Annotated in this window: 19 protein-coding genes; 12 read left to right on the forward strand and 7 right to left on the reverse strand. The window is 65.9% G+C overall.

The features are described 5' to 3' along the window. Positions 1 to 109: 109 nt before the first annotated feature. Complete coding sequence (locus ACQY4T_RS23315; protein WP_428535539.1) at positions 110 to 3574, reverse strand: FAD-dependent oxidoreductase; 3465 nt, start codon at positions 3572 to 3574, stop codon at positions 110 to 112. 200 nt (positions 3575 to 3774) lie between these two features. Further along, positions 3775 to 4785 carry an NAD(P)/FAD-dependent oxidoreductase gene (locus tag ACQY4T_RS23320; protein WP_428535541.1) on the reverse strand — a complete coding sequence of 337 codons (1011 nt, stop codon included), beginning with the start codon at positions 4783 to 4785 and terminating at the stop codon, positions 3775 to 3777. 142 nt (positions 4786 to 4927) lie between these two features. On the opposite strand from ACQY4T_RS23320, the gene ACQY4T_RS23325 reads away from it, so the two are divergent. From ACQY4T_RS23325 to ACQY4T_RS23340, 4 genes are read left to right on the forward strand one after another with little or no spacing between them, the layout of a single operon-like run. Next, the gene (locus ACQY4T_RS23325) at positions 4928 to 5989 is read left to right on the forward strand and encodes a glycosyltransferase (RefSeq protein WP_428535543.1); all 1062 of its coding nucleotides are present in this window, start codon (positions 4928 to 4930) and stop codon (positions 5987 to 5989) included. A 2-nt stretch (positions 5990 to 5991) separates the two neighbouring features. After that, entirely contained in the window at positions 5992 to 7158 is a 1167-nt protein-coding gene (locus ACQY4T_RS23330) for an acyl-CoA dehydrogenase (protein ID WP_428535545.1), read from the forward strand. Then, positions 7155 to 7892, forward strand: coding sequence for a PIG-L deacetylase family protein (locus ACQY4T_RS23335; RefSeq protein WP_428535547.1), 738 nt, complete (start codon positions 7155 to 7157; stop codon positions 7890 to 7892). The genes ACQY4T_RS23330 and ACQY4T_RS23335 overlap by 4 nt, the downstream gene beginning before the upstream one ends. After that, a complete protein-coding gene (locus tag ACQY4T_RS23340) occupies positions 7889 to 8479 on the forward strand; it encodes an SAM-dependent methyltransferase (protein WP_428535549.1) in 591 nt (196 codons plus the stop codon). The genes ACQY4T_RS23335 and ACQY4T_RS23340 overlap by 4 nt, the downstream gene beginning before the upstream one ends. A gap of 133 nt (positions 8480 to 8612) precedes the next feature. On the opposite strand, the gene ACQY4T_RS23345 is transcribed toward ACQY4T_RS23340, so the two are convergent. Genes ACQY4T_RS23345 through hpnE form a run of 3 tightly spaced genes read right to left on the reverse strand, consistent with a single transcriptional unit; the run spans position 8613 to position 12504 of the window. Beyond that, on the reverse strand, positions 8613 to 9230 hold the full coding sequence (locus ACQY4T_RS23345) for a hypothetical protein (RefSeq protein WP_428535551.1): 618 nt from the start codon (positions 9228 to 9230) through the stop codon (positions 8613 to 8615). A 44-nt stretch (positions 9231 to 9274) separates the two neighbouring features. Next, on the reverse strand, positions 9275 to 11185 hold the full coding sequence (gene shc, locus ACQY4T_RS23350; RefSeq protein ID WP_428535553.1) for a squalene--hopene cyclase: 1911 nt from the start codon (positions 11183 to 11185) through the stop codon (positions 9275 to 9277). A gap of 53 nt (positions 11186 to 11238) precedes the next feature. Continuing rightward, positions 11239 to 12504 carry a hydroxysqualene dehydroxylase HpnE gene (hpnE, locus tag ACQY4T_RS23355; protein WP_428535555.1) on the reverse strand — a complete coding sequence of 422 codons (1266 nt, stop codon included), beginning with the start codon at positions 12502 to 12504 and terminating at the stop codon, positions 11239 to 11241. A 253-nt stretch (positions 12505 to 12757) separates the two neighbouring features. Between hpnE and ACQY4T_RS23360 the strand changes: the two genes are divergently transcribed. Continuing rightward, positions 12758 to 13141, forward strand: a complete 384-nt coding sequence (locus ACQY4T_RS23360) for a DUF2934 domain-containing protein (RefSeq protein ID WP_428535557.1) — start codon at positions 12758 to 12760, stop codon at positions 13139 to 13141. A gap of 31 nt (positions 13142 to 13172) precedes the next feature. Here the strand turns inward: ACQY4T_RS23360 and ACQY4T_RS23365 are convergent, their stop codons facing one another. Continuing rightward, positions 13173 to 13595 (reverse strand): DUF1489 family protein, encoded by a 423-nt coding sequence (locus ACQY4T_RS23365; protein WP_428535559.1) that lies wholly within the window; start codon positions 13593 to 13595, stop codon positions 13173 to 13175. Positions 13596 to 13867: 272 nt separating this feature from the next. Between ACQY4T_RS23365 and ACQY4T_RS23370 the strand changes: the two genes are divergently transcribed. The 7 genes from ACQY4T_RS23370 to ACQY4T_RS23400 all read left to right on the forward strand — a co-directional run bounded on the left by ACQY4T_RS23370 (position 13868) and on the right by ACQY4T_RS23400 (position 24250). After that, a complete protein-coding gene (locus ACQY4T_RS23370) occupies positions 13868 to 15247 on the forward strand; it encodes an MFS transporter (protein WP_428535561.1) in 1380 nt (459 codons plus the stop codon). A 58-nt stretch (positions 15248 to 15305) separates the two neighbouring features. Continuing rightward, the gene (locus ACQY4T_RS23375; RefSeq protein WP_428535563.1) at positions 15306 to 15938 is read left to right on the forward strand and encodes a hypothetical protein; all 633 of its coding nucleotides are present in this window, start codon (positions 15306 to 15308) and stop codon (positions 15936 to 15938) included. Between the two features lie 363 nt (positions 15939 to 16301). Next, entirely contained in the window at positions 16302 to 17054 is a 753-nt protein-coding gene (locus tag ACQY4T_RS23380; RefSeq protein WP_428535565.1) for an ImuA family protein, read from the forward strand. 202 nt (positions 17055 to 17256) lie between these two features. After that, a complete protein-coding gene (locus ACQY4T_RS23385) occupies positions 17257 to 18654 on the forward strand; it encodes a Y-family DNA polymerase (protein WP_428535567.1) in 1398 nt (465 codons plus the stop codon). A 5-nt stretch (positions 18655 to 18659) separates the two neighbouring features. Beyond that, positions 18660 to 21935 (forward strand): error-prone DNA polymerase, encoded by a 3276-nt coding sequence (locus ACQY4T_RS23390; protein ID WP_428535569.1) that lies wholly within the window; start codon positions 18660 to 18662, stop codon positions 21933 to 21935. Between the two features lie 377 nt (positions 21936 to 22312). Beyond that, positions 22313 to 22696: a hypothetical protein gene (locus ACQY4T_RS23395; protein ID WP_428535571.1), complete on the forward strand. Its 384-nt coding sequence runs from the start codon at positions 22313 to 22315 to the stop codon at positions 22694 to 22696. Positions 22697 to 22849: 153 nt separating this feature from the next. Further along, positions 22850 to 24250 (forward strand): trypsin-like peptidase domain-containing protein, encoded by a 1401-nt coding sequence (locus tag ACQY4T_RS23400; RefSeq protein WP_428535573.1) that lies wholly within the window; start codon positions 22850 to 22852, stop codon positions 24248 to 24250. A 23-nt stretch (positions 24251 to 24273) separates the two neighbouring features. On the opposite strand, the gene ACQY4T_RS23405 is transcribed toward ACQY4T_RS23400, so the two are convergent. Beyond that, positions 24274 to 25335 carry an aldose epimerase family protein gene (locus ACQY4T_RS23405; protein WP_428535575.1) on the reverse strand — a complete coding sequence of 354 codons (1062 nt, stop codon included), beginning with the start codon at positions 25333 to 25335 and terminating at the stop codon, positions 24274 to 24276. Positions 25336 to 25345: the final 10 nt, after the last annotated feature.

Below are 25345 nucleotides of genomic sequence, written 5' to 3' on the forward strand. Positions count from 1 at the left end.
CACCTGACCCTGCTGATGTGGCAACTCACCCTCCTGATTGGCGGTGTTGCAGCGCTGATCCTCAAAGCGTTCGCCTGAGACCGTCCACGAATGGGCTTCCGCCGAAGCACTACTCCGCCGCGATGCCTTGGCGCATCGCCAGTCGCCTCAGTGACCGATCGATCCACTGCACGGTCAGTTTCTCATGCGTGCCGTTCTGCCCCAGCCGGTCGTGCAGCGCCGGGAAATCCACCCGGTCCAGCGCCTGGTCTTGGTTGAAGCACGAAAACACCACCGTCCGCTCCCCGGTCTGGGGATCGACCTGCGGCTGCAGGCACTGGGCGCAGACCTCTTTCATCATGCATTGCATGGGTGAGTTGATCGAGCCGATGGCGCTGTGGTTGGGCTTCAAGTACGGCGCCAGGGTGCCATGCCGGGCCGCGCCGACCGCCTGCATCATACGGTCGGAGCCGATGACGATCATGTGCTCGGCCTCGACCAGCGGCACCGCCTGAGGGCCCAGCGCACCCGATCCGTAGGCCGCCATCGCCTGCACGATGTTGCCGATGAAACTGCGATCCTGCGGCCGGTCGGGGGTTGGCGCGAAGCCCGGGGCCTCGTCGCAGCACCACACGATGACATCGGCGGCACGTTCGATCTCGGCCACCTTGTAGCGATCCCGCATCGCCTTGTAGCCGGCGAAATAGATCACCTTCGAACCCGCCGCCCGGGTCGCCGCGCCGATCGAGAACAGCACCGCGTTGCCCAGGCCGCCGCCGACCAGAGCGACGGTTGTATTGGTGTGGATCTCGGTCGCGGTGCCGGTCGGGCCCATCAGCACCACCGGCTCACCGGGCCGCAGCATGGCGCAGAGGTCGGAACTGCCGCCCATTTCCAGCGCGATGACACTGACCAGCCCGGCGTCTGGATCGGTCCAGGCGCCGGTCATCGCCAGGCCTTCCATGTTCAGCACGGTGCGGCCGATGCCGGGTTCGTCGTCGTGCGCGGCCAGCACCTCGAAGTTCTGCAGCCGGTAGAACTGGCCGGGCTGGAACGCCCGCGCGGCAGCGGGGGCACGGATTACCACCTCGATGATCGTCGGCGTCAGGCGGTGCACCGCATGCACGCTGGCGGTCAGGCTGTCGCGCGCGGCGGCGATCAGGTCGGGACCGGCGACGGCGCTGGCCGGTTGCGCCGCCAGCGCGCGGGACACCACCGGGTAGCCGCGTTTCGCGCCGCCCATCGCTTTCACCACATTGCCGAAGAAGCTGGGGTGCAGGTCGCCGAAGAAGCTGACGAAGCGGCTGTTCTCGGCGCGGTGCATCAGCACTCGGGCATCGTCGGGCTTGGCCAGGCCGCGGATCGGCTCGACCTTGGCGCCGGTCTCGTCGATCGCCTGGAAGTAGCGACCGTCCAACTGGATGCGGTGGTCCTCGCGGGCCAGCACGGTGTTCGGCTGGGTGCCGGCGGCAACCAGGATGGCGCGCGCCGGCAGGGTTGCCTCGGTGCCGTTGGCGCGCGCGAGGCGCAGTGCGGCGGCGTGGCCGTGAGCGTCGGTTTCGACCGCGACGGGGCTCAGGCCCTCGGCGAAGCGGACGGCTTCCTCCATCGCCTTGGCGACTTCCTCGTGGTTCAGCGTGTAAGACGGGCTGTCCACCAGGCGGCGGCGATAGGCGATGGTGGCGCCGCCCCAACTGTCCAGCAATGCCGCCAGCGCCGGTGGCCGCCCCTGCCCCGCCGCGGCGGCACGTTCCGCCTCGATCGCCGCGGCATGGGCGAGAAATTCATTGGCGATCTCGGCCTGTTCCGGGGTCCACGGCAGGCGGACCTTCATCTCGCCGTTCTCGGCCACCAGGGTTTGGTAGCGCAGCGCGAACTTTTCCACCTGCCGCACGTAGTAGGCGAGGCTCTCGGTCGCGGTGTCGATCGCGGTGAGGCCGCCGCCGATCACCACCACCGGCATGCGAAGCTGCAGATTGGCGACCGAGGATTGCTTCGCCGCCCCGGTCAGTTGCAGCGCCATCAGGAAGTCGGAGGCCTGCCGCACGCCCCTGGCGAGGCCGTTCGGAATGTCCAGCACGGTTGGCTTGCCGGCGCCCATGCACAGCGCGATATGGTCGAAGCCCATCGCCCAGGCATCATCCATCGACAGGGTAGCGCCGCCGCCGAAGCGCACCCCGCCGAAATGCGCGAATCTTTCCGCGCGCCGTTCCAACAGCAGGCGGACGATTTTCAGATAGTTCTTATTCCAGCGAACGGTGATGCCGTACTCGGCGACACCGCCGAACCCGGCCATGACCCGGTCGTCGAGGTTCTCGAACAACGTCTCCACGTCGCGCACCGGGGCGGATGCGTCGATCCCCAGCGGCTCGATCTTCAGGCCGTCAATGGCGACGATGGTATGCCCGTCATTCATCAGGTGATGCGCCAGGGTGAAACCGGCCGGACCGAGGCCGACGATCAGGGCCTTGCGCCCGCTATCGGGCCGGGGCAGCGGGCGGCGGATATCGAGCGGGTTCCAGCGGGTCAGCAGCGCGTAGATCTCGAACCCCCAGGGCAGCTTGAGAACGTCCTTCAGGATCGAGGTCTCGGCTTGCGGAATATCGACCGCCTCCTGCTTCTGGTAGATGCAGGCCTTCATGCAATCGTTGCAGATACGGTGGCCGGTGGCCGCCATCATCGGATTGTCGATGGCGATGGTGGCGAACGCGCCCAGCACATGGCCGGCGGCACGAAGGGTGTGCATCTCGCTGATTTTTTCGTCCAGCGGGCAGCCTGCCAGGGTGACGCCGAACACCGATTTCTGGAATCCCCCGGCCTTGCGGTCCTTCAACCCGTGGCGGCAAGAATCCTTGCCCTGGGTGTGGCACCAGATGCAGTAGTTCACCTGGTCCAGTGCCTGCTGGGTGTTCATGCCGTGATCGGTCAACGCGAAGCCTTCGCGATGCCGCCAGTCATGTTCCGGCAGCCGCAGCATGGCGACGCCATTGCGCTCGATCGTTTCGACCGGCACCAGATGCTGCGGATCGACCCTGGCAGGCACCCGAAACAGTGTGCCGCCGCGGTGAAACGCCTGCCCGTCTGGGGTCAGCGTTGCCCATGCCGCATAGCGCAGCGCCACGTCCAAAGCCTCGGCGTCGGCTTCCCAGGCCTGGACCTGGGTGGCAAAGCCACGTTCGGTCAACGCGGTGCCGATCCGCGCCTGCAGCGCGGCGCGCAACGCCGGCCCGTCAAAGCCGGACGGGTCGGGGTATTTCTTCACCGCCTGCCGCTGCACGAACAGCCGCTTGCAGGCGTGGATCGGGTCCAGCGCCAGGGTCTGTTGCGCCAAGGCCCCGGTTTGCGCCTCGATACCGAACAGCGCCGCGACGAACCCATCCAGATGCGGCCCCAGGGCGACCACCAGATCGGACTCATCGCGGTTGCTCATCGCCTGCGGGGTGGCCCGCGCCGCCAGCAAACGCTGATGCAAGGCCCCATCTTGCGCCGCCAGACTATCCAGGAACCGCCGGTCGAGCCGGATCAGTCCATCGCGGTCCGCTAAATCGGGGAAGGTGAAGCCAAAGCCGAGGCGCGGAACGTCAGAAACAGTCACGGGAACAGACCACCTTCCAGCAAGCGCTGCGGATGCCACAGGCGTCCAGGTCAGGCAACCTTGATGTCCGCAACGCTGGGGTAAGTTAATATCGGGCGCGGCTGGCGCGGGGCCATGCGGATAAGCAGGCATGACGGACGGCTGACCCGGCGACCGAGGCAAAGGCGGCAAGGGGGGACACCTCGTTCTGCCCGGCCCGGCTATGTCGGGACGCCTTTGCTGGTGGAATATTCGAAGTGCAGTGCCCGATCCGGGTGGACGATCGGGAAGATCGCGTGCGCCGCGACGGCGGCCTCGCTGAAGCCCTGCAGGATCAATTTCAGCTTGCCGCGATAACTTGCCACGTCGCCAATGGCGAATATGCCGGGTTGGCTGGTCTGGCACGTGGCGGGATCTACGGTCACGTGATGCTGCTCGCTTTGCAGCCCCCACGCGGCAATCGGACCGAGATCCATCGACAGTCCGAAGAACGGCAGCAGCACGTCGGCCGGCAGCGACCGGACCGCGCCGTCCAGCGTCGCCACCTCGACCGCCGACAGTATGCCATCGGTCCCGGCCAGGGCGTGCAACTGGTACGGGATCACCAATTCGATCTCATTGTTTCGCGCCGCTGCGTCCAATCGCGCGGCGCTTTCCGGCGCGGCGCGGAATTTCGGCCGGCGGTGCACCACGGCGACCCGGGCGATATCCTTCAGTGCCAATGCCCAGTCGACAGCGGAATCGCCGCCCCCGGCGATGACCACGCGCTTGCCCCGCAGATCCTCGCGGCGGCGGACATAGTACTGCACCGATCGCGAAAGCTCGTAGGCGGCCAGGCCGTCCAGCGGCGGCCGATTGGGGCCGAACGCGCCGGCACCGGCAGCGACGATCACCGCCTTTGCGCGCACGCTGTCGCCCCGGTCGGTGGTCAAGCTGAAGCCGCCGCTTTCGCCGCGCAGGCCGTTGACCTGGCGTCCAAGCAGACGCGGCGCGGCGAACGGCGCGATCTGCTGCTCGAGCCGAGTGATCAGGGCGCCCGCCTCGATCGAAGGCTGCGCCGGGATGTCGTAGATCGGCTTTTCCGGATACAGCGCGGTGCATTGGCCGCCGACCTCGGCCAGTACGTCGATCAATACGCTGGTCAGCTTCAGCATGCCCAGCTCGAAAACCGCGAACAGCCCAACCGGGCCAGCCCCGACGATCGCCACGTCGGTCTCGATATTCTGTGTCATGCGCGGCCTATACGTTGCTTATGCGTCAGCACAAGCGGCATAACACCTCGGTGACCTTGGGTCGTATCCGCACCGCGACGGTCCACCTCTCCAACAAGCACACATTTGTCGGTAGGAAACCATACCATGGCGCGGTTCGCTCGTGGCTAACAAAACTGTTGTCGCAATTCCCGCGCGCGACGAGGCAGCGCGCATCGAACCCTGCCTGATCGCACTAAACGAGCAAATCCTGCTTCCCGACCTGGTTGTGCTGTTGCTGAACAATTGCTCCGACGCCACCGCCGCGATTGCCCAGACGTTGGCGCCCGATCTTGGCTTCCGGCTACAGATCGTCAGCCGCGACCTGCCGCTGGCGGAAGCGAACGCCGGCCACGCGCGCCGCCTGGTGATGGCGGTGGCGGCGGCCGAGGCTGGCTCCGATGGCGTGCTGCTGACCACCGACGCCGACGCAACGGTGCCGCCGGATTGGGTGTCGCGCGCTGTTACCGGCCTGGCCGCCGGTGCGGACGTAGTATGTGGTCGCGCGGTGATCGATCCGCTGGAGGCGACCCTGATCCCGGCTCATTTGCACCAGGATGACGCTTTGGAGTGCCGGTTGATCGCGCTGCTGGATGATCTGGCCTGGATGCTGGATCCCGAACCGCACGACCCGCCGCCGCGCCATACCGAGGCCTCCGGCGCCAGCCTGGCGGTTGGCGTCGCGGCATTTCGCCGGGTCGGCGGCATTCCGCCGATCGCTTCGGGCGAAGACCGCGCGTTCGTTCGGGCGTTGTGGACGATGGATGCGCGGTTGCGGCACGATCCCGCGATCCGGGTAACCGTTTCCGGCCGCGTGGTCGGCCGCGCCGAGGGCGGCATGGCGGATGCGATCCGGCGTCGGATGGTGCGGCAGGACGAATTTACCGATGATCAGGTCGAGCCGGCCGGGGATGCGTTCCGTCGCTATCGCCTGCGCCGGCGGGTGCGGCGCGCCTGCACCGGCTTGATGGACACCGGCTTGGCCGGCGCTCTGGCGCTGTTGCCCCGAAGCCTCGCCGAGGCTCTGGCCCTGCGCCGCTTCGGCGCGGCGTGGGCACACCTGGAGACCGTCAGTCCGATGCTGCGGCGCCGGCGGGTCCGCTTCAGTGACCTGGCGATTGAGATCACCGCGGCCGAGGCCCTGCTCAAGCCGCTGTCGCGGTCCGAATTGCTGGCGGCGGATTAGCCATGTCGACTTTGTTGACCGCGGTTGGCGACCTGGTTGCCTGGATGCGGAGCCGCGCCGATGCGCTGGATCGGGACGCGGTGTTTCCGGCACAGGAAATCGAAAAGTTGCGCGCCGCGGGCGCGTTATCGCCGAAACTGCCCTTGCTCGATCACGATGGGCTCGATCACGCCGGGCTCGATCACGCCGGGCTCGATCACGACGGGCTCAATCACGAACGGCTCGAGCGTGACGAGCTTGATCGCGACACGCTTGATCCCGGCATGCTCCGTCCCAGCCGAACGGATGAACTCGCCTGCCTGCTCGGACTGGTCGGACGCGGCAATCTTTCGGTCGGGCGGATCCTGGAGGCGCATGTCAACGCCTTGCACCTGATGGCCCGCCAAGGCGCGCGCCCGGAGCCAGACCGCCTGTATGCGTTGTGGGTGACCGATCCGCCGACTGATGGATTGCGCATGCGCAGGGCCGGCGCGCGCGTCCTGCTCACCGGGGGCAAACAATTCTGCTCGGCAGCCGGCCATGCCACGGCTGCCTTGGTCACCGCCCGCGACGCCGACGGCGACACACGGATGCTGACCCTTCCTCTGGGCCTTGGCGAGACCGTGACGCCGCTGCCGTCTCCGCTGCAAGGCATGCGCGCGGCGGTAACCGGGACGGTGGATTTTACCGGCTGCGAGGTGTCGGCGGATCGCCTGTTGGGACGCGCCGGCGACTATATGCGAGAGCCGGATTTTTCCGCCGGCGCCTGGCGCGGATCGGCGGTGGCACTGGGCGGGCTGATCGCCCTGATCGACCATGCGGCGGAGCAGTTGCGACAATTCGGCCGGCTCAACAATCCACACGTGCAGGCCAGGCTTGGCCAGGCCATCATCGCACGTGAGACCAGTCGTCTATGGGTCAAGTCGGCGGCTCGGGTCGCCGAGGACGAAAGCGCCGAAACCGGCTATCGCGTGGCAACCGTGGGCCTGGCGCGGATCGCCGTGGAGACCGCCTGTCTGGACGCGATGCGGCTGGTGCAGCGCTCGGTGGGGTTGTCGGCGTTTCGCCAAGGCAACCCGATCGAACTGATCTGCCGCGACCTGTCCACCTACCTGCGCCAGCCGGCGCCCGATGAGGTGCTGACCGAGGCGGCAACCTGGTTCGCCGATCATGCGGAACATCGGCTATGAGCACGGCCGGGGAGTGTCAGATCGCCTGGCGGGCACTGAAGGTGGGCAGTCTCGACGACGTGATCGGATGCGGCACCTGCCTGATCCTGGCGCCACATCCCGACGACGAGAGCCTCGGCTGCGGCGGCTTGATCGCGATGTGCGCCGCCGCCGACCGGATGCCGCTGGTCGTTATCCTGACCGACGGCGCCGGCTCGCACCCGAATTCGCGTGACTTCCCCCCGGACCGTCTCCGCGCGCTGCGGGCGCTGGAGGTTCGCGAGGCAGCGGCTTGCCTTGGGCTGCCGCCGGACCGGTTGGTTCTGCTGCGACAGCCGGACACCGCCGCGCCGCACGGCGGTCCGGCGTTTGCCGCGGTGGTGGCCCAACTGGCCGAATTGATCCGCGACCAGTCAGCCTGCACGGCGATTCTGGCGCCCTGGAGGCACGATCCGCATTGTGATCACACGGCGGCCTCGTTGATCGCCGCCGCGGTGGCGGAAAGCACTGGGATCGAACACCTCGCCTTCCCGGTCTGGGGATGGACCCTGGCGGCCGAAACCCCGATCCCGGCTGGACCGGCGGTCGGCTGCCGGCTGGATATCAGTCCGTTCCTGGGCGCCAAACGGGCGGCCCTTAAGGCTCATCGCTCCCAATACGGCGGGCTGATCACCGATGATCCGGCTGGATTCCGGCTGCCGCCCGCGCTGCTGTCGGTGTTCGACGCCGCGTTCGAGACGTTCATCCGGCCATGACGGACTCGCGTCCCGCCAGCCACTTCCGACGCTTGTACCAGGCGAACCCTGACCCATGGCGGTTCAACACCAGCCGCTACGAACAGGCGAAATATCGGCACACGCTGGACGCCCTGGGCGATCGTCGCTTCTGCTCGGCATTGGAAGTCGGCTGTTCGATCGGGATACTGACCCGGATGCTGGCACCGCGATGCGATAGCCTGCTGGGGATCGATATCGTGGAGGACCCGTTGCCGGCTGCCCGGGCGCGCTGTGCCGACCAGCCACAAGTGCGCTTCGAACGCAAGCAGGTGCCGGCGCGATGGCCGGCCGGCCGGTTCGACCTGATCGTGTTCTCCGAGGTGTTGTACTTCCTGTCGGCCGCCGACATCGCGGCCTGCGCGGGGCACGTATTGCATTGCCTGATGCCCGGCGGCGCGGTCGTGCTGGTCAACTGGCTCGGCCAAACCGACGATCCGAGCCCGAGCGACGCCGCGCCCGATCGTTTTGTCGAGGCGACGAAAGCGGCGCTGCGGGTCACCCGCCGGGAGCGACATCGGCGCTACCGGTTGGACCTCTTGACTTCCTCCGAGGCGGATCCGGGTTGAACATGGCTTGGGTGGGGATGAGCGCCCTGCCCTGTCATCACCCCGACCCGGGGACCGTTGACAGGTCGGCTAGCTGATTATCCGGACGGGGCGCCGATGCATTGATCCCAGGACGCCATGGTTCGCTGCGACCTCAGGCGTCCTCGCCTCGCCGTTCCGCGTCAACCCGCGCGGCCAGTCCGAGCAGCGCGCGTCGGGCGATTCTGGCATCGTGCGCCAGCGCAAGCAGAGGGGCGATCTGGCGCGGATCGCCAAAAACTGAACGCAAGACGCGCCACAGGTTGATCGCGCCATCCGGACCGAGTGCGAGCAGCGCTGCCGGAGGCAAATCTCGTTCGGCCGGGTCGCAGATCGCCCGGACCACGACGAAAGACAGTCCATGTGCGGCCGCCGCGGCCGCGACCGCACCGCTTTCAAGGTCGATGGCGTGCGCCTGCGTCAACAAGTAGACACATCGTTTCTCCGTCGCGGTTGCGGCAACTTCGCGGCCACCCAGGATGGTATGAGCGGTCAATCCGCCGAACCGTTCAGCCAGCGATCGGTCGGCGTGCCACGTCCCGCCGTTCGACAGCACGGCCCACGGCACGATCACCTCGCCCGGACGCAGCGCCGGATCGAGGCCTCCGGCCAGGCCGAAGCTGACCAATGCGGTGGCGCCAGCATCGATCAGCCGGCGAGCGGCGGCCTCCGCTCCGGCGGGAGTGCCGCCGCCGGCCTCGACCGGGTAGCCAAATCGGGCGGCGATGCGCACCTCTGCGGCCAGACCGACGACGATGCCAGGCCGGGTTGCTTCACTCAGATGCCGAACTCGGTTCGGCTCGCATTGCCGTGGCGCAGATTGCGGTAGCGGGCGAGTGCGAGCAGCGGGAAATACAGCTTGTAGCCGTGGTAGCGCAGATAGAACACGCGCGGAAAGCCGACCGCGGTGTAGGCCGCCTCGGTCCATTCGCCATCGGCCTTCTGCACGCCGGCCAGAAAGGCAATGCCGCGCGCGGTGGCCGGATGGTCGGTCGCCCCCGCCGCCATCAGGCCCAGCACCGCCCAGGCGGTCTGGCTTGGTGTGCTGGTCTTGTAGCGGCCGTGCGGCGCGTCGCCATAACTCTCTTCGTCTTCACCCCAGCCACCGTCGTCGCGCTGCACCGAGACCAGCCACTCGACCGCCTGGGTAATCGTCGGATCGCTGTGCGCCAGGCCGGCGGCGTTCAGTGCGCAGAGCACCGACCATGTGCCGTAGATGTAGTTGGTGCCCCAGCGGCCGAACCAACTGCCATCCGCTTCCTGCTCGCGCCGAAGGTAGGACACCGCGCGGTGCATCACCGGGTCGTCGGCCGCCATGCCGATCTGCGCAAGAAACGACACGCAGCGCGCGCTGACGTCCGCGGTCGGCGGGTCAAGTAGCGCGCCATGATCAGCGAACGGGATGTGATTCAGGTAATGGTGGGTGTTTTCCGGCTCGAACGCGCCCCAGCCGCCGTCGGAGGACTGCATGCCGATAATCCATTCGCGGGCACGCTCGATCGCCCCGATATGGGCGGGGTGGCCGTTGCGGTGCAGCAGCAGGCCGACCACGGCGGTGTCATCGACGTCCGGATAGTGCGGATTATTGTATTGGAACGCCCAGCCGCCAGGCCGCAGGTCGGGCCGGCGCACCGCCCAATCGCCCACCACGTCGGTGATCTGCAGCGGACGCAGCCAGTCGCAGGCGGCGTCGGTGGCGACACCCGCCTCGGCCAGGGCGTGGCCGGCGAGGCTGGTGTCCCACACCGGCGACAGGCAGGGCTGGCAGTAGGCGCGATCGGGCTCGATCACCAGCAGCCTGCGCACCGATTGCCAGGCGATCGCGGCGTCGGGGTGATCGGCGGGATAGCCCAGCGTGTCGAACATCATCACGGTGTTGGCCATCGCCGGGTAAATCGCGCCCAGCCCGTCCTCGCCGTTCAACCGTTCCGTTACGAAGGCGACCGCCTTGTCGATCGCGGCGCGGCTGGACGCCTTTGGAAACAGCGGTTCGGCCGCGCGCAGGGCCGCATCCACACCCTTGAAGAAGCGGCCCCACGCCGATCGATAGGGACCCCGGATCCAGTCAGTCACCTGATCCGGGGGCGTGCGAAACAACTCGGGAATGCCGATCCCGCGTGGATTGCGCGCCTTCGGCCGCAGCGCCATCAGCACCAGCAGCGGCACCATCACGGTGCGCGACCAGTAGGATACTTTTGACAGGTGAAATGGAAACCACAGCGGTAGATGCATGATCTCCAGTGGCATTACCGGCACCGCCCGCCACGGCACCGCCTGGAACAACGCAAGTTGGGCGCGGGTGAACACGTTGGTCCGCTCCGCGCCACCGGCGGCCAGGATAGCGTTGCGCGCGCGGCGCATATGCGGGGCGTCCGGATCGTCGCCGATCGCCTTCAGCGCGAAATAGGCCTTCACGCTGGCCGACACGTTGAACCCGCCGTCATGGAACAGTGGCCAACCGCCATGCTCGCCCTGGATACCGCGCAGATAGACCCCGATGCGCGCCTCCAGCTCCGCATCGATGCGATCCAGAAAGTGCTCCAGCAGCACGTACTCGGCCGGGATCGTCGCATCCGCCTCCAGCTCGAAGACGAAATGCCCGTCCGGCCTCTGATGCCGCATCAGCGCATCCGTCGCCCGGGAGATGGCATCGAGCAACGCGGGGTCGTCGACAACCGGGGCGGTCATCGTATCGAGGTCCATGGCTTCCCCGTGTGACTTTCCTGTGGGCTTCCTTGCAATCAGAGCGTGCGCAGAGCTTCCGCGGCGGAGCGGCCGGACCTTATGGCGCCCTCGATGGTGGCGGGCAAGCCGGTGTCTGTCCAGTCACCCGCCAGCGCGAGGTTGCGGGCCAGTGCGGTTCGCGGCTTCGGCCGCCTGACCTCTTGCGCGGCGGTGGCGGCGAAGGTGGCGCGCTTTTCCTTGACCACGCGATAGCGCGGCAGCGTCCGTTTCATGTCTTGGGGCAGTCCAAGCGCGTCCACTACATTGGGCCAGACCAGGGCCGCGATCGCGCTGGCCGGGTGATCGACCATGCGGTTGGCGGCACTGATGGTGACCGAGACGTGCCCGGGCTTGATGAACAGCCACTCCGCGGTTCCCGATGTCAGGCCGATGAAGCCGGCCTCGGCTAGCGGCCCGGATGGGTCGGCCGCGTGCAGGAAATGGATGTTCAAGATTGCCTCGAACGCGTCGGGGCCGACCAGTCCCGGCACCAGTTCCACCGCGACCCAGGGCGGCACGGCGAGCACGACCGCATCGTCGACACCTAGAACGATTGGGCCGGCGGGGCCGCGCAGCGCGGTAATCGTGCGGTTCTCGATGGTCAGGCCGGCGATCCGGCGGTTGAACCCGATCTCGGCGCCGCGTGCCCGCAAGGTGGCGGTGGCCGGATCGACCAGCGCCTCGGACAACCCGGCCCTGGGCAGCATCGCCCGGCACGCGGCCCCGCCGCGCAGCAGCGTTTCGCGCATCACTGCGGCGAGCAGGCGTGCCAGCCCCTCGCGCGGGGGGGTGTTAAGGGCGGCGATGGCGATCGGTTCCAGGAGTTGCCGGTACAGCCGGCCGGGACGCATGCTTTCGGCGACCGAGGCGTCGTCACGGATGCGGGCGATACGGGCCATTTGCATATAGTCCGACGCGCGGGTTGCCGGGACGCGGCGGCTGGCAGTGAAGATCCACCAGGGGATCCGACCCTGGTTGGGACGCACCGACCAGCGTTCGCTGGTTGCCAGATCCATGAACGGAAAGCTTGCTTCGCCTGCGACGCTGAACGCACCCGTCGCGGCGATCTCGGCGATGTAGCTGTTGGCCGCCGAATTGCCCGACAGCAGCAGATGATTGCCGTTGTCGATACGCAGGCCGAGTTCCTTGTCAAAGTAGGATCGGCAGCGCCCGCCGGCGGCCGGGCCAGCCTCGTGAACGGTTACCGAGCGACCAAGGGCGGTCAGTGCCAACGCTGCGGAGAGGCCGGCGAGCCCAGCCCCGATCACGTGAACGTGCGTCATTCTGTTGGTCTTTGCGCCTCCGCCTGGGGCTCCGCAACCCAGCAGCTACAGTTCTCTGACGATGGCTGTCGCGGGTGGACGAGCAGCGCCAGCACCAGCACCGCCATGATCCGCGCATCCGCCTGGTCGTGCAAAATGAGCGAGCTTGTTTCAATGGGTTTCGTCGCCCAGGATTTAGCTTGCAAACAAGCAACGTTGTGGTTCAAGAGACTCATATTAACTGGGCGTCGTAACGACAAGAGAGATTTGACCGATGCAAGAGCGTCTCGTGGATATTCTGAATGACAAGAACAACGTATTGCACGTTTTTCCGGTGCAGATCGAAGCGGACGTCACAGCTCTAAGAGAGGCCGATTTCGAACAGAAGGCTTTGGAGGCTGCCGCCGCGGCAGAGATAGTTCCGCATCACGAAGAGGAAAAACTGAAAGCCAGACTACACGTCAGTCGGGGCGGGCCATTGATGCCTTATGGTGATTCCCTTCAAACGAAAACCGAACATAAGATCAGGCTCGAGGAGCAGATCCGCGAGCGCGCCTACTTCCTGTGGCGGGAAGCCGGATGTCCCGACAACCAGGCAGATGGGATTTGGCAGCACGCGTGCGAAATCCAATGTGCGTCCACGGATCAGACGGATTAGGTCTTGCCCGGACGCGACCTGCGGGCTTGGGTCAGAGCAGGCACAGCGCGCGCAGTTCATGGCGCAGCGCCGCCGGCAGGCTGTCGAGGCCGAGGATCGCGCCGATCGCCGGCAGATCGAGCGGCGCGCCATCGGGATCGAGATAGCGCCAGCCCTGAAACGGCCGGGTTGGGCGCCCGGCCAGCGCAACGATTTCGGGATCAAGGATAAAACTGGCGCAGGCGGTCTGGTCGTCGCGTTGGTCCTCGATGATGTCCAGTATCCGCTGGCGAGCCAGCATGGTGCCGGCGATGACCCAATACATCGAGCCGCCGTCGATCACCTCGGACCGCCGCCTGGGGAAGTTGCGCGTGCGGTGACGCAACGGCGGATGATCCCGCATCCTCGTGGCCTGCATTCGGCGCAGATGGTCGGTGTCACGCACTCCGACGGCCAGTTTGGTCACGTGCAACATGGTTGGCGACTCGGTTCCAGCGATTTCGACATGCCAGTGTAGGCGCAAAAATCGGAACGCATCACCGGGTTGAGAAGCCGTCGCGCGGCCCCGGTCGATGCCACTGCCGAGATTACCCGGTTCTTCTGGCTGGAACAGGATCGCACGCGGCGGAACCTCCATCCCGGGTCTGGCTTCCACCCGCGAATTTCAGCCACATAGTAGTCAGGGTCTGGACTGATCCGAATTCCGCGGGCCTACTGCCCGGCAGGGAGACACGGAGCACCAAGATCATGAGTGCCGTCGCAGGCGCCGAAATCCTCACGCCCGAGGCTGGTTCGCTTGAAGAACGATATCGCGAGTCCGCCGCATTCCGTGCCGCCTCGGAGCAGACCAGGATCACGCCCACGCATATCCATATCGCGGTCGCCAACGGCCTGGGCTGGGGATTCGACGGCATGGACGGGGTGATCTTCGCGCTCGCCTCGCCATTGCTGATCAAGGATTTCGCACTTACCATCCCCGAGTATCGTTCGGGGTTGCAGATCGCGCTGCTGGTCGGCATCGCCGGCATGTTCGTCTGGCCGTGGCTGGCGGATCGCTACGGACGCCGGTCGCTGCTGGCGATCAACATCGCGCTGTTCTCGCTGATGATGCCGGTGCTGGCGATCTGCACCACCTGGACCGCGTTCGTCGCGGTCCGCTGCGTGGTGAATTTCGCACTGAACGGCGAGTGGTCGCTGGGATCGATGCTGGTGGCGGAGACCTGGCCGGCGCGGCTGCGCGGGCGGGTCATCGGCATCAGCCGAGGCACCTGGTGCTTCGGCGCCGCCCTGGCGGGCGCGATCGCCACCTACATCATCGCTGATTTCGGCTGGCGCTTCGCATTCGCGGTGCCCGCGGTGGTGGCACTGATCGCGGTCTATGTGCGGGCGAAGTGTCCGGAGTCGCCATACTGGGTGCGTATGCAGGATCGCAAGGCCCGCATTGCCCGAGCCGAGGCGCGCGGCGCGCCGCTGTCGGCCGACGACCGGGAGTGGGTCAGCAAGGCAAAACGAATCCCCTTGCGGCAACTGTTCCTGCCGGACATGCGGCGCAACACCGGGGTGGCAACCTTCATCGCCTGCTGCTCGACCACGATCTATGGCACGGTCGGGGGCTGGATGCCGCTGTATCTGGCGCAAGAGCGGCACTGGTCCACCGCGATGTATGGGCAGTTCTACATCTGGTGGGGGCTGGTGGGATTCCTCGGCCTGCTCGCCTCGGGCTGGATTTCCGACCGTTTCGGGCGGCGCCCCGCGTTCTACGTGATGCTGGCGGAGGGGGCAGTGTTCATCACGCTTTGGGTATTTGCCAAGACCGACACCGAATTGTGGATCTACGGGCTGCTGTGGAGCATCGGCTTCCTGGGTTTCTGGGGACCCAGCATGATCCTGACCGCGGAGGTCTATCCGACCCGCATCCGTGGCATCGGCAATGGGTTTTCCTGGTCGGTCGCCTGGCTGTTCGGCTTCGTGCTGTGGCCATTCCTGGCGGTCGGGCTGCAGCAGCGCACCGGGTCGTTCGCCGCGGCGTTCCTGCTGATCCCGGCGGCGATGGCCTGCATGGCTCTGGGGGTCTGGTGGTTCACGCCGGATCATGCCGGACGGGAACTGGATCAGATCGCGACCTGAGCACGATCGCGCCGGGCTCTGGCGCGGCGAGCGTCCAACCAACTGAGGAGGCGTAGCGATGGCCAAGGGTATCCTTCTGGTGGCGTTCGATTTCAGCAACGCGCATCAGGATGAGTTTCACGACTGGTACGACCTGGAGCACCTGCCGGAACGTCAGCGCGTGCCCGGATTTGGGCTGTGCGAGCGCTGGATCGGCGTCGCCAATCCGAAACAGGCGGTCGCCGGCTACAACCTTGAAAGCCTGGCGGTGCTGTCGAGCGGGCCGTACTTGAACATCGCCCACGACAACCTGTCGCCGTGGTCGAAACGGGTCGGCCCGATGTGTACTCGGCTGATCCGCTTCGACGGCGAGCAGACCTTGCCCGGTGAGGCCGACAGTCCGGCCGGGGCTGGCGGTCTGCTGGTGAATGCGATGAACGTGGTCGCCGAACACGAGGCCGAGTTCAACGAATGGTATGACCACGAGCACATCCCTGCCCTGGCCGCCGTCCCTGGCGTGCTGTCGGCGCGGCGATTTCGCGACCCGAAGGGCACCCATCGCTATCTGGCGCTGTATCACCTGGCCTCGCCCGAGGTGAGCACCGGCGCGGACTGGAAGAACGCGGCCGCAACGCCCTGGACGGAACGGCTGCGGCCGCATTTCCGCGATCATTTGCGGATCCTGTCGCGGCGTTATGTTCGCGGCGGTTAGTCTCGCGGTCGGTTGGATGACCGGGTTGGGCCCGATCGCCGGCGGCTTGTTCGAATAACCGGGAATGAACCGCTCTTGGGACACAAGTTGGGGGCGCTGTGGCGCGTCCGGCGGCCTTAATTTTCGCTCAGCCAAGCGGTAGGCGCGGCTCGCCTTGCAACGGGTCAATCGTATGAGGGCCGACTGGCAATAAGATGCGACTCGACTCGCGCTGGGTCGGCGCGTTATGTTCTTTCTATGTTCTCAAACTTCGCTATCCCCGCCAGACCAAACCGACCAACTGAATCAACCGCCAAAACGCAGGCTGTTGCCGGAGTTTCGTCTGCCGGAGTTTCGTCTGCCGGAGTTTCGTCTGCCGGGGTTTTGCCGTCGCGTCCGCCGTCACCGGCGATCAGCCTGCTGCGGCAGCGGATCGCTCGGATCGAACGTCGTCACGTCCGCGGGCTAGCGGAACGGTCGCTTCCCTTGGGCATCGAGGCGATCGATCAAGTGTTGCCCACCGGCGGCATTCGCCTGGGCGCGCTGCATGACGCCGCCTCGGCCGGACCCGATACCGAACATGCCGCCGCCGCCAGCCTGTTCACCGCTGGCATCCTGGCGCGGCTCGATGGTCCCATCCTGTGGGTGCTGCGACAGGCCGACCTGTTCGCCCCTGGCCTTGCCGGTGCCGGGCTGCAGCCGGACCGGGTGGTATTCGCCGAAGCCGGCAAGGCCGTGCTGGCGGTGATGGAAGAAGGCCTGCGCCATCGCGGTCTCGCCGCCGTGGTGGCCGAACACACCGGGCGGCTGACCCTGGTCGCCTCGCGCCGGCTGCAACTGGCGGCGGAGCAGGCCGGCATCCTGGCGATCCTGATCCGCCGCAGCCCAAGCTTCGACGATCCGGTGCTGAACCAACCCAGCGCCGCTGTCACAAGCTGGCGGATCACCGCGTTGGCCTCGCCACCCGCCCTGCCGCACGCCCCGGATACGCCGGGCCTGGGACGCGCCCGCTGGCGGCTGGATCTGACCCGATGCCGCGGCGGTGAGCCGGGGTCCTGGATAGTGGAGGCTTGCGATGCGACGGGTCGTCTCGGTCTGGTTTCCGAGCTTTCCGACCGATCGTCTCGGGCGGCTTGAGGGAAGGCAAGGCCAGGGCGCTGCCCTGGACCCGCAAAGGGGGCGTGCCCCCTTTGATCCCGATCATTTAAGGGGGGATGAGAGGGGGGCAACACGGACAGGGCTACCGTCTCGGTCGCCCCCCTCTCATCTCCCCTTAAGTCATGGTTCCAAGGGCCACGGCCCTTGGCGGGGTTCGGGGCAGCGCCCCGACCTTCTTCCTGTGATCACCGCCATCGGCCGGATAGTGACGGCAGTGGATGCCTCGGCGGCGAAGCTAGGGCTGCGGGTGGGAATAAAGCTGGCCCAAGCGCAGGCCTTGGTTCCGGGGCTTTTGGTGCATGACGCCGACCCGGCAGGCGATGCAGCGGAATTGCAGCGACTGGCGGCGGAGTGCCTGCGCTATGCACCGCTGACCGCGGCCGATCCACCCGACGGGCTGTGGATCGACGTCACCGGCAGCGCGCATCTGCATGGCGGGGAAACCTGGCTACTGCGTGATCTGTTGCACCGGTTCCGCGACCAAGGCTGGACCGCCCATGCCGCCGTCGCCGATACCCCCGCCGTTGCGCACGCCGTCGCTCGATTTGGCGGCGGCGGCGTGGTGCCCCCGGATGCGGATGTCATGGCAAAGCTGCCGATCGAGGCCTTGCGATTGCCGCCCGATGTGCTGGCCGATCTGCGGCTGATGGGGTTCGAGCGGGTTGGCGCCTTGGCCGCCGCCGCCCGAGCACCTCTGGTCCGACGCTTCGGGACGATAGTGGCATCGAGGCTGGACCAGGCGGCGGGGCGGTTGTTCGAACCGATCGTGCCGGTCGTGCCACCAGCGTTGATCCAGGCCAGGCTGGGGTTTGTCGAGCCGCTGCTAACGGCGGAAGCCTTCCGTTGCGTCATCGCTCGGCTGCTCGACATGGTCTGTGGCGATCTGGAACGCGCCGGGCTGGGTGCGCGCCGGTTGGACCTGCTGTTCGAACGCCTGGATGGATCGATGCAGGCCATCCGCATCGGCCTGGCTCGTCCCGGCCGCGATGCGGGTCATCTCGGGCGCATGCTGAATGAACGGCTGGAACAAATCGATCCCGGATTGGGGGTGGAGGCGATGCGGCTGGTGGTCGCCAATGCCGATGCTCTGGGGTTTGTGCAGACCGCATCGTCCCTGGTCGCGGAACCGACCCCTGACCTCGCGCCGCTGCTGGACCGGCTGACCAACCGCTTGGGAGAGGCCAAGGTCTACCGCGTCGCCGCGGTGCAAAGCGACGTGCCGGAACGATCGGTGCGCCGGGTGCCGGCGTTGTCGCGCCTCAACGGCGGCTGGCCGGCGGACCTGCCCCGGCCGGTGCGGCTGTTGCACCCGCCACAGCCGGTGGAGGCAATGGCGCTGCTGCCGGATCACCCGCCGGTCGCGTTCACCTGGCGGCGGGTGCGCCATCGCGTGCGTCACGCCGATGGCCCGGAACGGATTGCCGGGGAATGGTGGAAGCGCGACCGCGAATGGGCCTCGGTGCGCGACTATTTCCGGGTCGAGGACGAGGACGGCCGCCGCTTCTGGCTGTTCCGGCGCGGCAATGGCAGCGATCCCGACAGCGGCGATATGCGCTGGTTCCTGCACGGGGTTTTTTGAACCCGATGTATACCGAACTCCAGGTCACCACGAACTATAGCTTTCTGCGTGGTGCCTCGCATATCGAGGAACTGATCGCCAGAGCGGCTGTGCTTGGCATGAAGTCGCTCGCCGTCACCGACCGCAACTCGCTCGCCGGCATCGTGCGGGCGCATCAGCGGGCGCGCGAGGCCGGGATCAGGCTGATCGTCGGATGCCGGCTGGATCTGGCCGATGGACCCTCGGTGCTGGTGTATCCGACCGATCGGGCGGCGTATTCCCGGCTGACCCGGCTGCTGTCGGTCGGCAAGGGACGCGCCGGCAAGGGCAAATGCGAACTATACTGGCCTGATCTGGCGGCAGCCGCCGAGGGGCTGGTCGCGATCCTCTGCACCGATCCGACCGAGGCCAACATCCGCCGCCTGAAGGCCGACTTCGGCGACCGGGGATATGTGGCGCTGACCTTGATGCACCGGCCCAACGACGCGGTGCGGCTGCGTAGCATCGCCGATCAGGCGGGGTCGCTGGGCGTGCCCACCGTCGCCACCAACGACGTGCTATATCATGCCGCCGGCCGACGCATCCTGCAGGACGTGCTGAGCTGTATCCGCGAGGGCTGCGGCATCGATGAGCTGGGGCACCGCCGGGAATGGTCGGCGGTGCGGCAGCTTCAGTCGCCGGAAGAAATGGTTCGACTGTTTACTCGCCATCCCGACGCCATCGCCCACACCCAGCAGATTGCGCAACGCTGCCGTTTCAGCCTCGATGAGCTGCGTTACCAGTATCCGCACGAAGTCCACATCGCCGGCCTGACGGCGCAGCAGACCCTGGAGCAGCGCACCTGGGAAGGCGCCGCGGCGCGATATCCGGACGGGCTGCCCGACAAGGTCCGCAAGCAGCTTCGTCATGAACTCGACCTGATCGACGGGCTGCAATACGCACCGTATTTCCTCACCGTGGACAGCATCGTGCGGTTCGCGCGGTCACAGGACATCCTGTGCCAGGGGCGCGGATCGGCGGCCAATTCGGCGGTGTGTTTCGTGCTGGGCATCACCTCGATCGACCCGACCCGCAGTGACCTGCTGTTCGAGCGTTTCGTCAGTGCCGAACGCCGCGAGCCGCCCGATATCGACGTGGATTTCGAGCATGAGCGGCGTGAGGAAGTGATCCAGTGGATCTACGAAACCTACGGCCGCCACCGTTCGGCGTTGTGCGCGACGATCATCCGCTATCGCGGCCGCGGCGCGGTGCGCGATGTCGGCAAGGCGCTGGGGCTGACCGAGGACGTGACCGGCGCACTGGCGTCCCAGGTGTGGAGCTGGAGCGAGGAAGGCGTCGCCGAGGAACACGCCGCGGCACTGAATTTCAACTTGGCCGACCGCCGGCTGCGCCTGACCCTTGACCTGGCTCGGGAGCTGATCGGTTTTCCCCGGCACATGTCGCAGCATCCTGGCGGTTTTGTTCTGACAGAAGATCGTCTGGACGACCTAGTGCCCATCGAGCCGGCCAGCATGGTCAACCGCCAGGTGATCGAGTGGGACAAGGACGATATCGACGTTCTGCGCTTCATGAAGGTCGACGTGCTGGGCCTGGGCATGCTGGGTTGCATGCGCCGTGCATTCGATCTTCTAGCGGAACATAAACGCCAACGGCTGAACCTGGCGACGATCCCGGCGGAAGATCCCGCGACCTACGCCATGATCCGCAAGGCCGACACGCTGGGTACCTTCCAGATCGAATCCCGGGCGCAGATGTCGATGCTGCCGAGGCTGAAGCCGAGCACGTTCTATGATATCGTCATTCAAGTGGCGATCGTGCGCCCGGGGCCGATCCAGGGCGACATGGTGCATCCGTATCTGCGCCGCCGCGATGGGCTAGAGCAGGTGGTTTATCCGACCCCGGAACTGCGCCGGGTGCTGGAAAAAACCCTGGGCGTGCCGCTGTTCCAGGAACAGGCGATGCAGGTGGCGATCGTCTGTGCCGGCTTCACGCCCACCGAAGCCGATGCACTGCGGCGCAGCATGGCGACGTTCAAGTTCACCGGCGGCGTCTCGCATTTCAAACAGAAGCTGATCGCCGGCATGGTCGAGCGTGGCTACTCCGCGGACTTCGCCGACCGGACGTTCTCCCAGATCGAGGGTTTCGGCAGTTACGGCTTTCCGGAAAGCCACGCCGCGAGTTTCGCGTTGATCGCCTACGCCTCGGCCTGGATGAAATGCCACCACCCGGATGTGTTCTGCTGCGCGCTGCTGAATGCGCAGCCGATGGGGTTCTATGCCACCGCGCAGATCGTGCGCGATGCGCGACTGCATGGTGTGGAGGTGCGGCCGGTCTCGGTGAACCAATCAGTGTGGGACTGCACGTTGGAAAGCCGCCGCAAGTCGGGGGAAGTCCGTCATCGGGCTGGCAACGGCCACTCCGCCGAAGCAATCGAGCAACAGTATGCCGTGCGTCTCGGCTTGCGCATGGTGAAGGGCCTTGCCGCGGCTCAGGCTGACGAAATGATCAGCCATCGGGGGGCCGGGTACCGCTCGATCGAGGATATGTGGCGTCGGCTGAGAGTACCGGTCGCGGCGCTCGAGCGGATGGCGGAGGCCGACGCATTCCAGACCCTGGGGCGCGATCGACGCCAGGCGCTGTGGACGATCCGCGGGCTTTCGGACACGCGGCTGCCATTGTTCGACGGCATACCGGCGGAACCAGACGCCGAACCGGCGGTGACGCTGGCGGCGATGACGGCCGGGCGCCAGGTGGTGGAGGATTATCGCAGCACCGGCCTGAGTCTGCGCCGCCATCCGGTGAGTTTTTTGCGCGCCGATCTGGCGGCGCGGCGCATCGTCCGCTGTGCCGATCTGGCGACGATCCGCGACGGCAAGCGGGTGGAGGTTGCCGGCATCATCCTGGTCCGGCAGCGCCCAGGCAGCGCGCGAGGCGTGCTGTTCGTCACCATCGAGGACGAGACCGGCCACGCCAACCTGATCCTCTGGCCGTCGGTTTTCGAGGCGCAACGCCGTCTGGTGCTGTCGGCCAGCATGCTCGCCTGCCGCGGCAAGCTGCAGCGCGAAGGCGAGGTCATTCACGTGATCGCTGAGCACTTGACCGATCTGTCAGGACTGCTGCGCGGGGTGGGCGAACGCGATGAGGCGTTTCCGCTGCCGGCTGGTCGCGGCGACGAAGCCCGGCGCGATAGCACGCCGGATCCACGCGGCAGAAAAATCGTCGGCAGCCGAGATATCTACGTGCCGGACTTACGGATTGCCGCAGGCAACGGCATCAAGGTGCCGACGCGAGACTTTCGATAATGCATACCCCTGAAGACACGGCAAACCTGTCAAGACCAGTGATGTAAAATTAAAGTCAATTTATCCAGAGCGCAGTCATCGTCGTTATACGCGGCCCGTTACAGGCTCTGCGCAAACGAAACGTGATGCCGGGATTATGTGGCCTTATCAACTGCGTATCAAGGCGAACTCAACTCACCTCCGGGGTCTTCGTCGCGCCGCGGCAAGTCGAAGCGCACGCATCCCCTGGCCGCATGCCGTCCATCCGAAAATCACATGACGCACGTCTGATTGATAAATGCCCGAAAATGTATATGTTGGCGGCAGATGCGCAGGAAATGGCATCCTGATACGATTTACCTTGCCTCGCAATTCCCTTGCATCCTCAGGAGCATGTTATGAAAACACTCAGTCTTTCCGCGATGGCTATTGGCGCCGGCTTGCTGATTGCCGCCCCGGCCTTCGCCCAAGCGACCAAACAGAAGACTCAGGACGGCAACAGCCCGACCACGGTCGGACCCGCCAGTGGCGCCTACAAGCAGAAGACCCAGGACGGCAACAGCCCGACCACGGTCGGACCCGCCAGTGGCGCCTACAAGCAGAAGACCCAGGACGGCAACAGCCCGACCATGGTCGGACCCGCCAGCGGCGCCTACAAGCAGAAGACCCAGGACGGCAACAGCCCGACCATGGTCGGACCCGCCAGCGGCGCCTACAAGCAGCAGACTCAGAGCACCTTGTCGCACGGCCAGTCCCCAATGGGCGTGGCAAAGCAACAGTAGCATTGTCGTTCTTTCAGTCCGGGTCCAAATCAAGGACCCGGGCTGATCGGCACTGTTCATGACTTGCGCAGTCGATCACTGCGTAATCAACAACCGAGTGAAGGCGGATGTTTCCGGTGGCGCCGCGTGGTGCCTGACATGGAATTCTCAATCATGAGACCGACCCGCCGCTCGCTTGCAACTTTCATCCTTTTGATCGCGATCGTGTTCAGCCCGGGGATCTCGCTCGCGGACTCGGCTGGCATCATCGCCGCGGTAGCGGCTAACGCAGGCAGTGATCCGATCGCCGCCGTAGTGGCCAAGGTGTCTCCGGCCGTGGTTCGGATCATCACCGTTCGTATCGCGAAACCCGAGGAAGCCAAGTCTGGATCTCAGGTGGCCAAGGCTACGAGCACGGATCAGACAGCCTCGGATCAGATCACAGCCACCGGTTCGGGGTTCATCATCGAACCGACCGGCTTCATCGCCACCAACAGGCACGTGGTCGAGGATGCAGCCGCGCTGTTCGTCGAGACCTCAGACGGGGAACGTTACAAAGCCTCGGTCGTCGGCATGCCCGGGAAGGCAGACATGGCCTTGATCCGGATTAAGGCTCCACACAGTCTGCCGTATGTACCTTTCGGCGATAGCGACAAGGTGCGGGTCGGCGACACGGTGATAGCTATCGGCAGTCCGTTCGGATTCGACAACAGTGTCACCGCTGGCATCATCAGTGCGGTCAACCGCGACATCATGGAAAGCCCGTTCGACGACTATCTGCAGACTGACGCGGCGATCAATCATGGCAACTCGGGTGGCCCGCTGTTCAACACCGCGGGCGAGGTCATCGGCATGAACAGCGTGATCTTCGCGCCGGGCACCGGATCGGTCGGACTGGGTTTCGCGATTCCGTCGAACGATCTGCATTTCGTGTTCGAGCGTCTGATGCGGACCGGTGAAATCAGCGCAGGGATGCTGCCGATCTATACGCAGCAGGTGAGCTGGATGCTGAAGCAGGCGCTGAATGCCCCTGACCTGCAAGGCGCGCTGGTGTCCTCGGTTCACGATGACGACGGCAAGATGATGCATGATAAGATCAAGCCCGGCGACATCATCCTTTCGTTCAATGGGGAAAAGGTCTCTGACCCTCGGGACCTGGCTCGGAAGGCGGCGAAGGCTCCGATCGGCAGCGACGTCGCCCTGGAGATCTGTCAAGATGGCATCCACGAAACCGTGCATGTGAAGATCCACGAATGGCCGCAATCCAAGCCGGTGGTTCTGCACGATCCGGCCAACCGCAAACTGGGGCTGCAACTCGCCTCGGCTCCTGGTGACAAAGGCACATCGCTGGTGACAGTCGCCGCGATCGACCCGATGGGAACCGCCGCGAATAGCGGCATCCAGAAAGGCGACGTAATCCTCGAAGTGCAGCAGACGCCGGTCTCCAAACCCGAGCAGGCGATGCGGCTGTTCGAAGATCAATCCGAGACACGGCACCATTACGCGGCCGTCCTGGTGCGGCATGACAAAAAATTGTCCTGGATGCCGCTCGAGGTCCCCTATCAGCCTGAATAGCGCGGCGCACCGCGGGATCATCGTTATCCGACGGTGAACCGATAACGGATGATCCGACGGTAGGTGTCGTTCGGTTCAAGGCTGGTGGACGGAAAGTTCGGGTGGTGCGGCGCGTCGGGGAAGTCCTGGGCCTCCAACGCCAAGCCCGCTGACTGGCGATAGACCACTCCGCCATGTCCGGCAAACGCACCGGTGAGTTTGTTGCCCGTATAGACTTGTAGGCCAACCTGATCAGTGTCGATCTCCAGCACCCGACCGGTCACCGGATCTCGTAGCCGCGCCGCTCGTTTCAACGTGCGTGCACCATGGGTGTTCAAAGCGAAGCAATGATCGTAGCCCAGGCCATGAAATAGCTGCGGGTCGGGATGTCTGATCCGACTGCCTAACTGCGCCGGATGGCGGAAGTCGAACGGCGTGCCGGCGACCGGGTGGATTTCCCCGGTCGGGATTTGTGCCGCGTCGGTCGGCAGGAAGGCGTCGGCGGCAATGCTCAGTTCGTGGCCAAGCACGTCACCGACGGAGGGGCTGGCCAAATTGAAATACGGATGCGCGCTAAGGTTGATGACGGTCGGCTTCGTCGTCCGTGCCTCAAGGGTCAGCGCCAGTGTATCCGCTTCGAGTTCATAGGTCGCCCGCGCGGTTACCTCACCGGGAAAGCCCTGATCGCCGTCCGGGCTGACATGGGTCAGCACCAGCTTGGGGACCGGTTCGGCTTGCGCTGTCAGCACCGACCAAACCACCCGGTTGAAGCCGATCGCCCCGCCATGCAGCATGTCGGCGCCGCTATTGTTGGATAGGTCGTAGGTCTTGCCATCCAAGCTGATCACTGCACCGGCAATGCGGTTGGCATAACGCCCGAGCAGGGTGCCGAATGAGCCGCCGTATTGGAGATAGGCGGCGACGTTGTCGAACCCCAGCAGGACATGGCCGCGCCGTCCGTCGCGGTCGGGCGCCTCGATGCTGACCATGCGGCCGCCGTAGTCGGTGATCCGTACGCGCAAAACGGCGCTTTCAAGGGTGAATAGCGTGGCCGCACCACGGTCGGGCAGTTGGCCGAACGGTTCGGAGGCCAGAGGTGTCGTCATCGGTGCATCT

Origin of the sequence: Rhodopila sp., from assembly GCF_965277825.1 — a bacterium.
Taxonomy (GTDB): domain Bacteria; phylum Pseudomonadota; class Alphaproteobacteria; order Acetobacterales; family Acetobacteraceae; genus Rhodopila.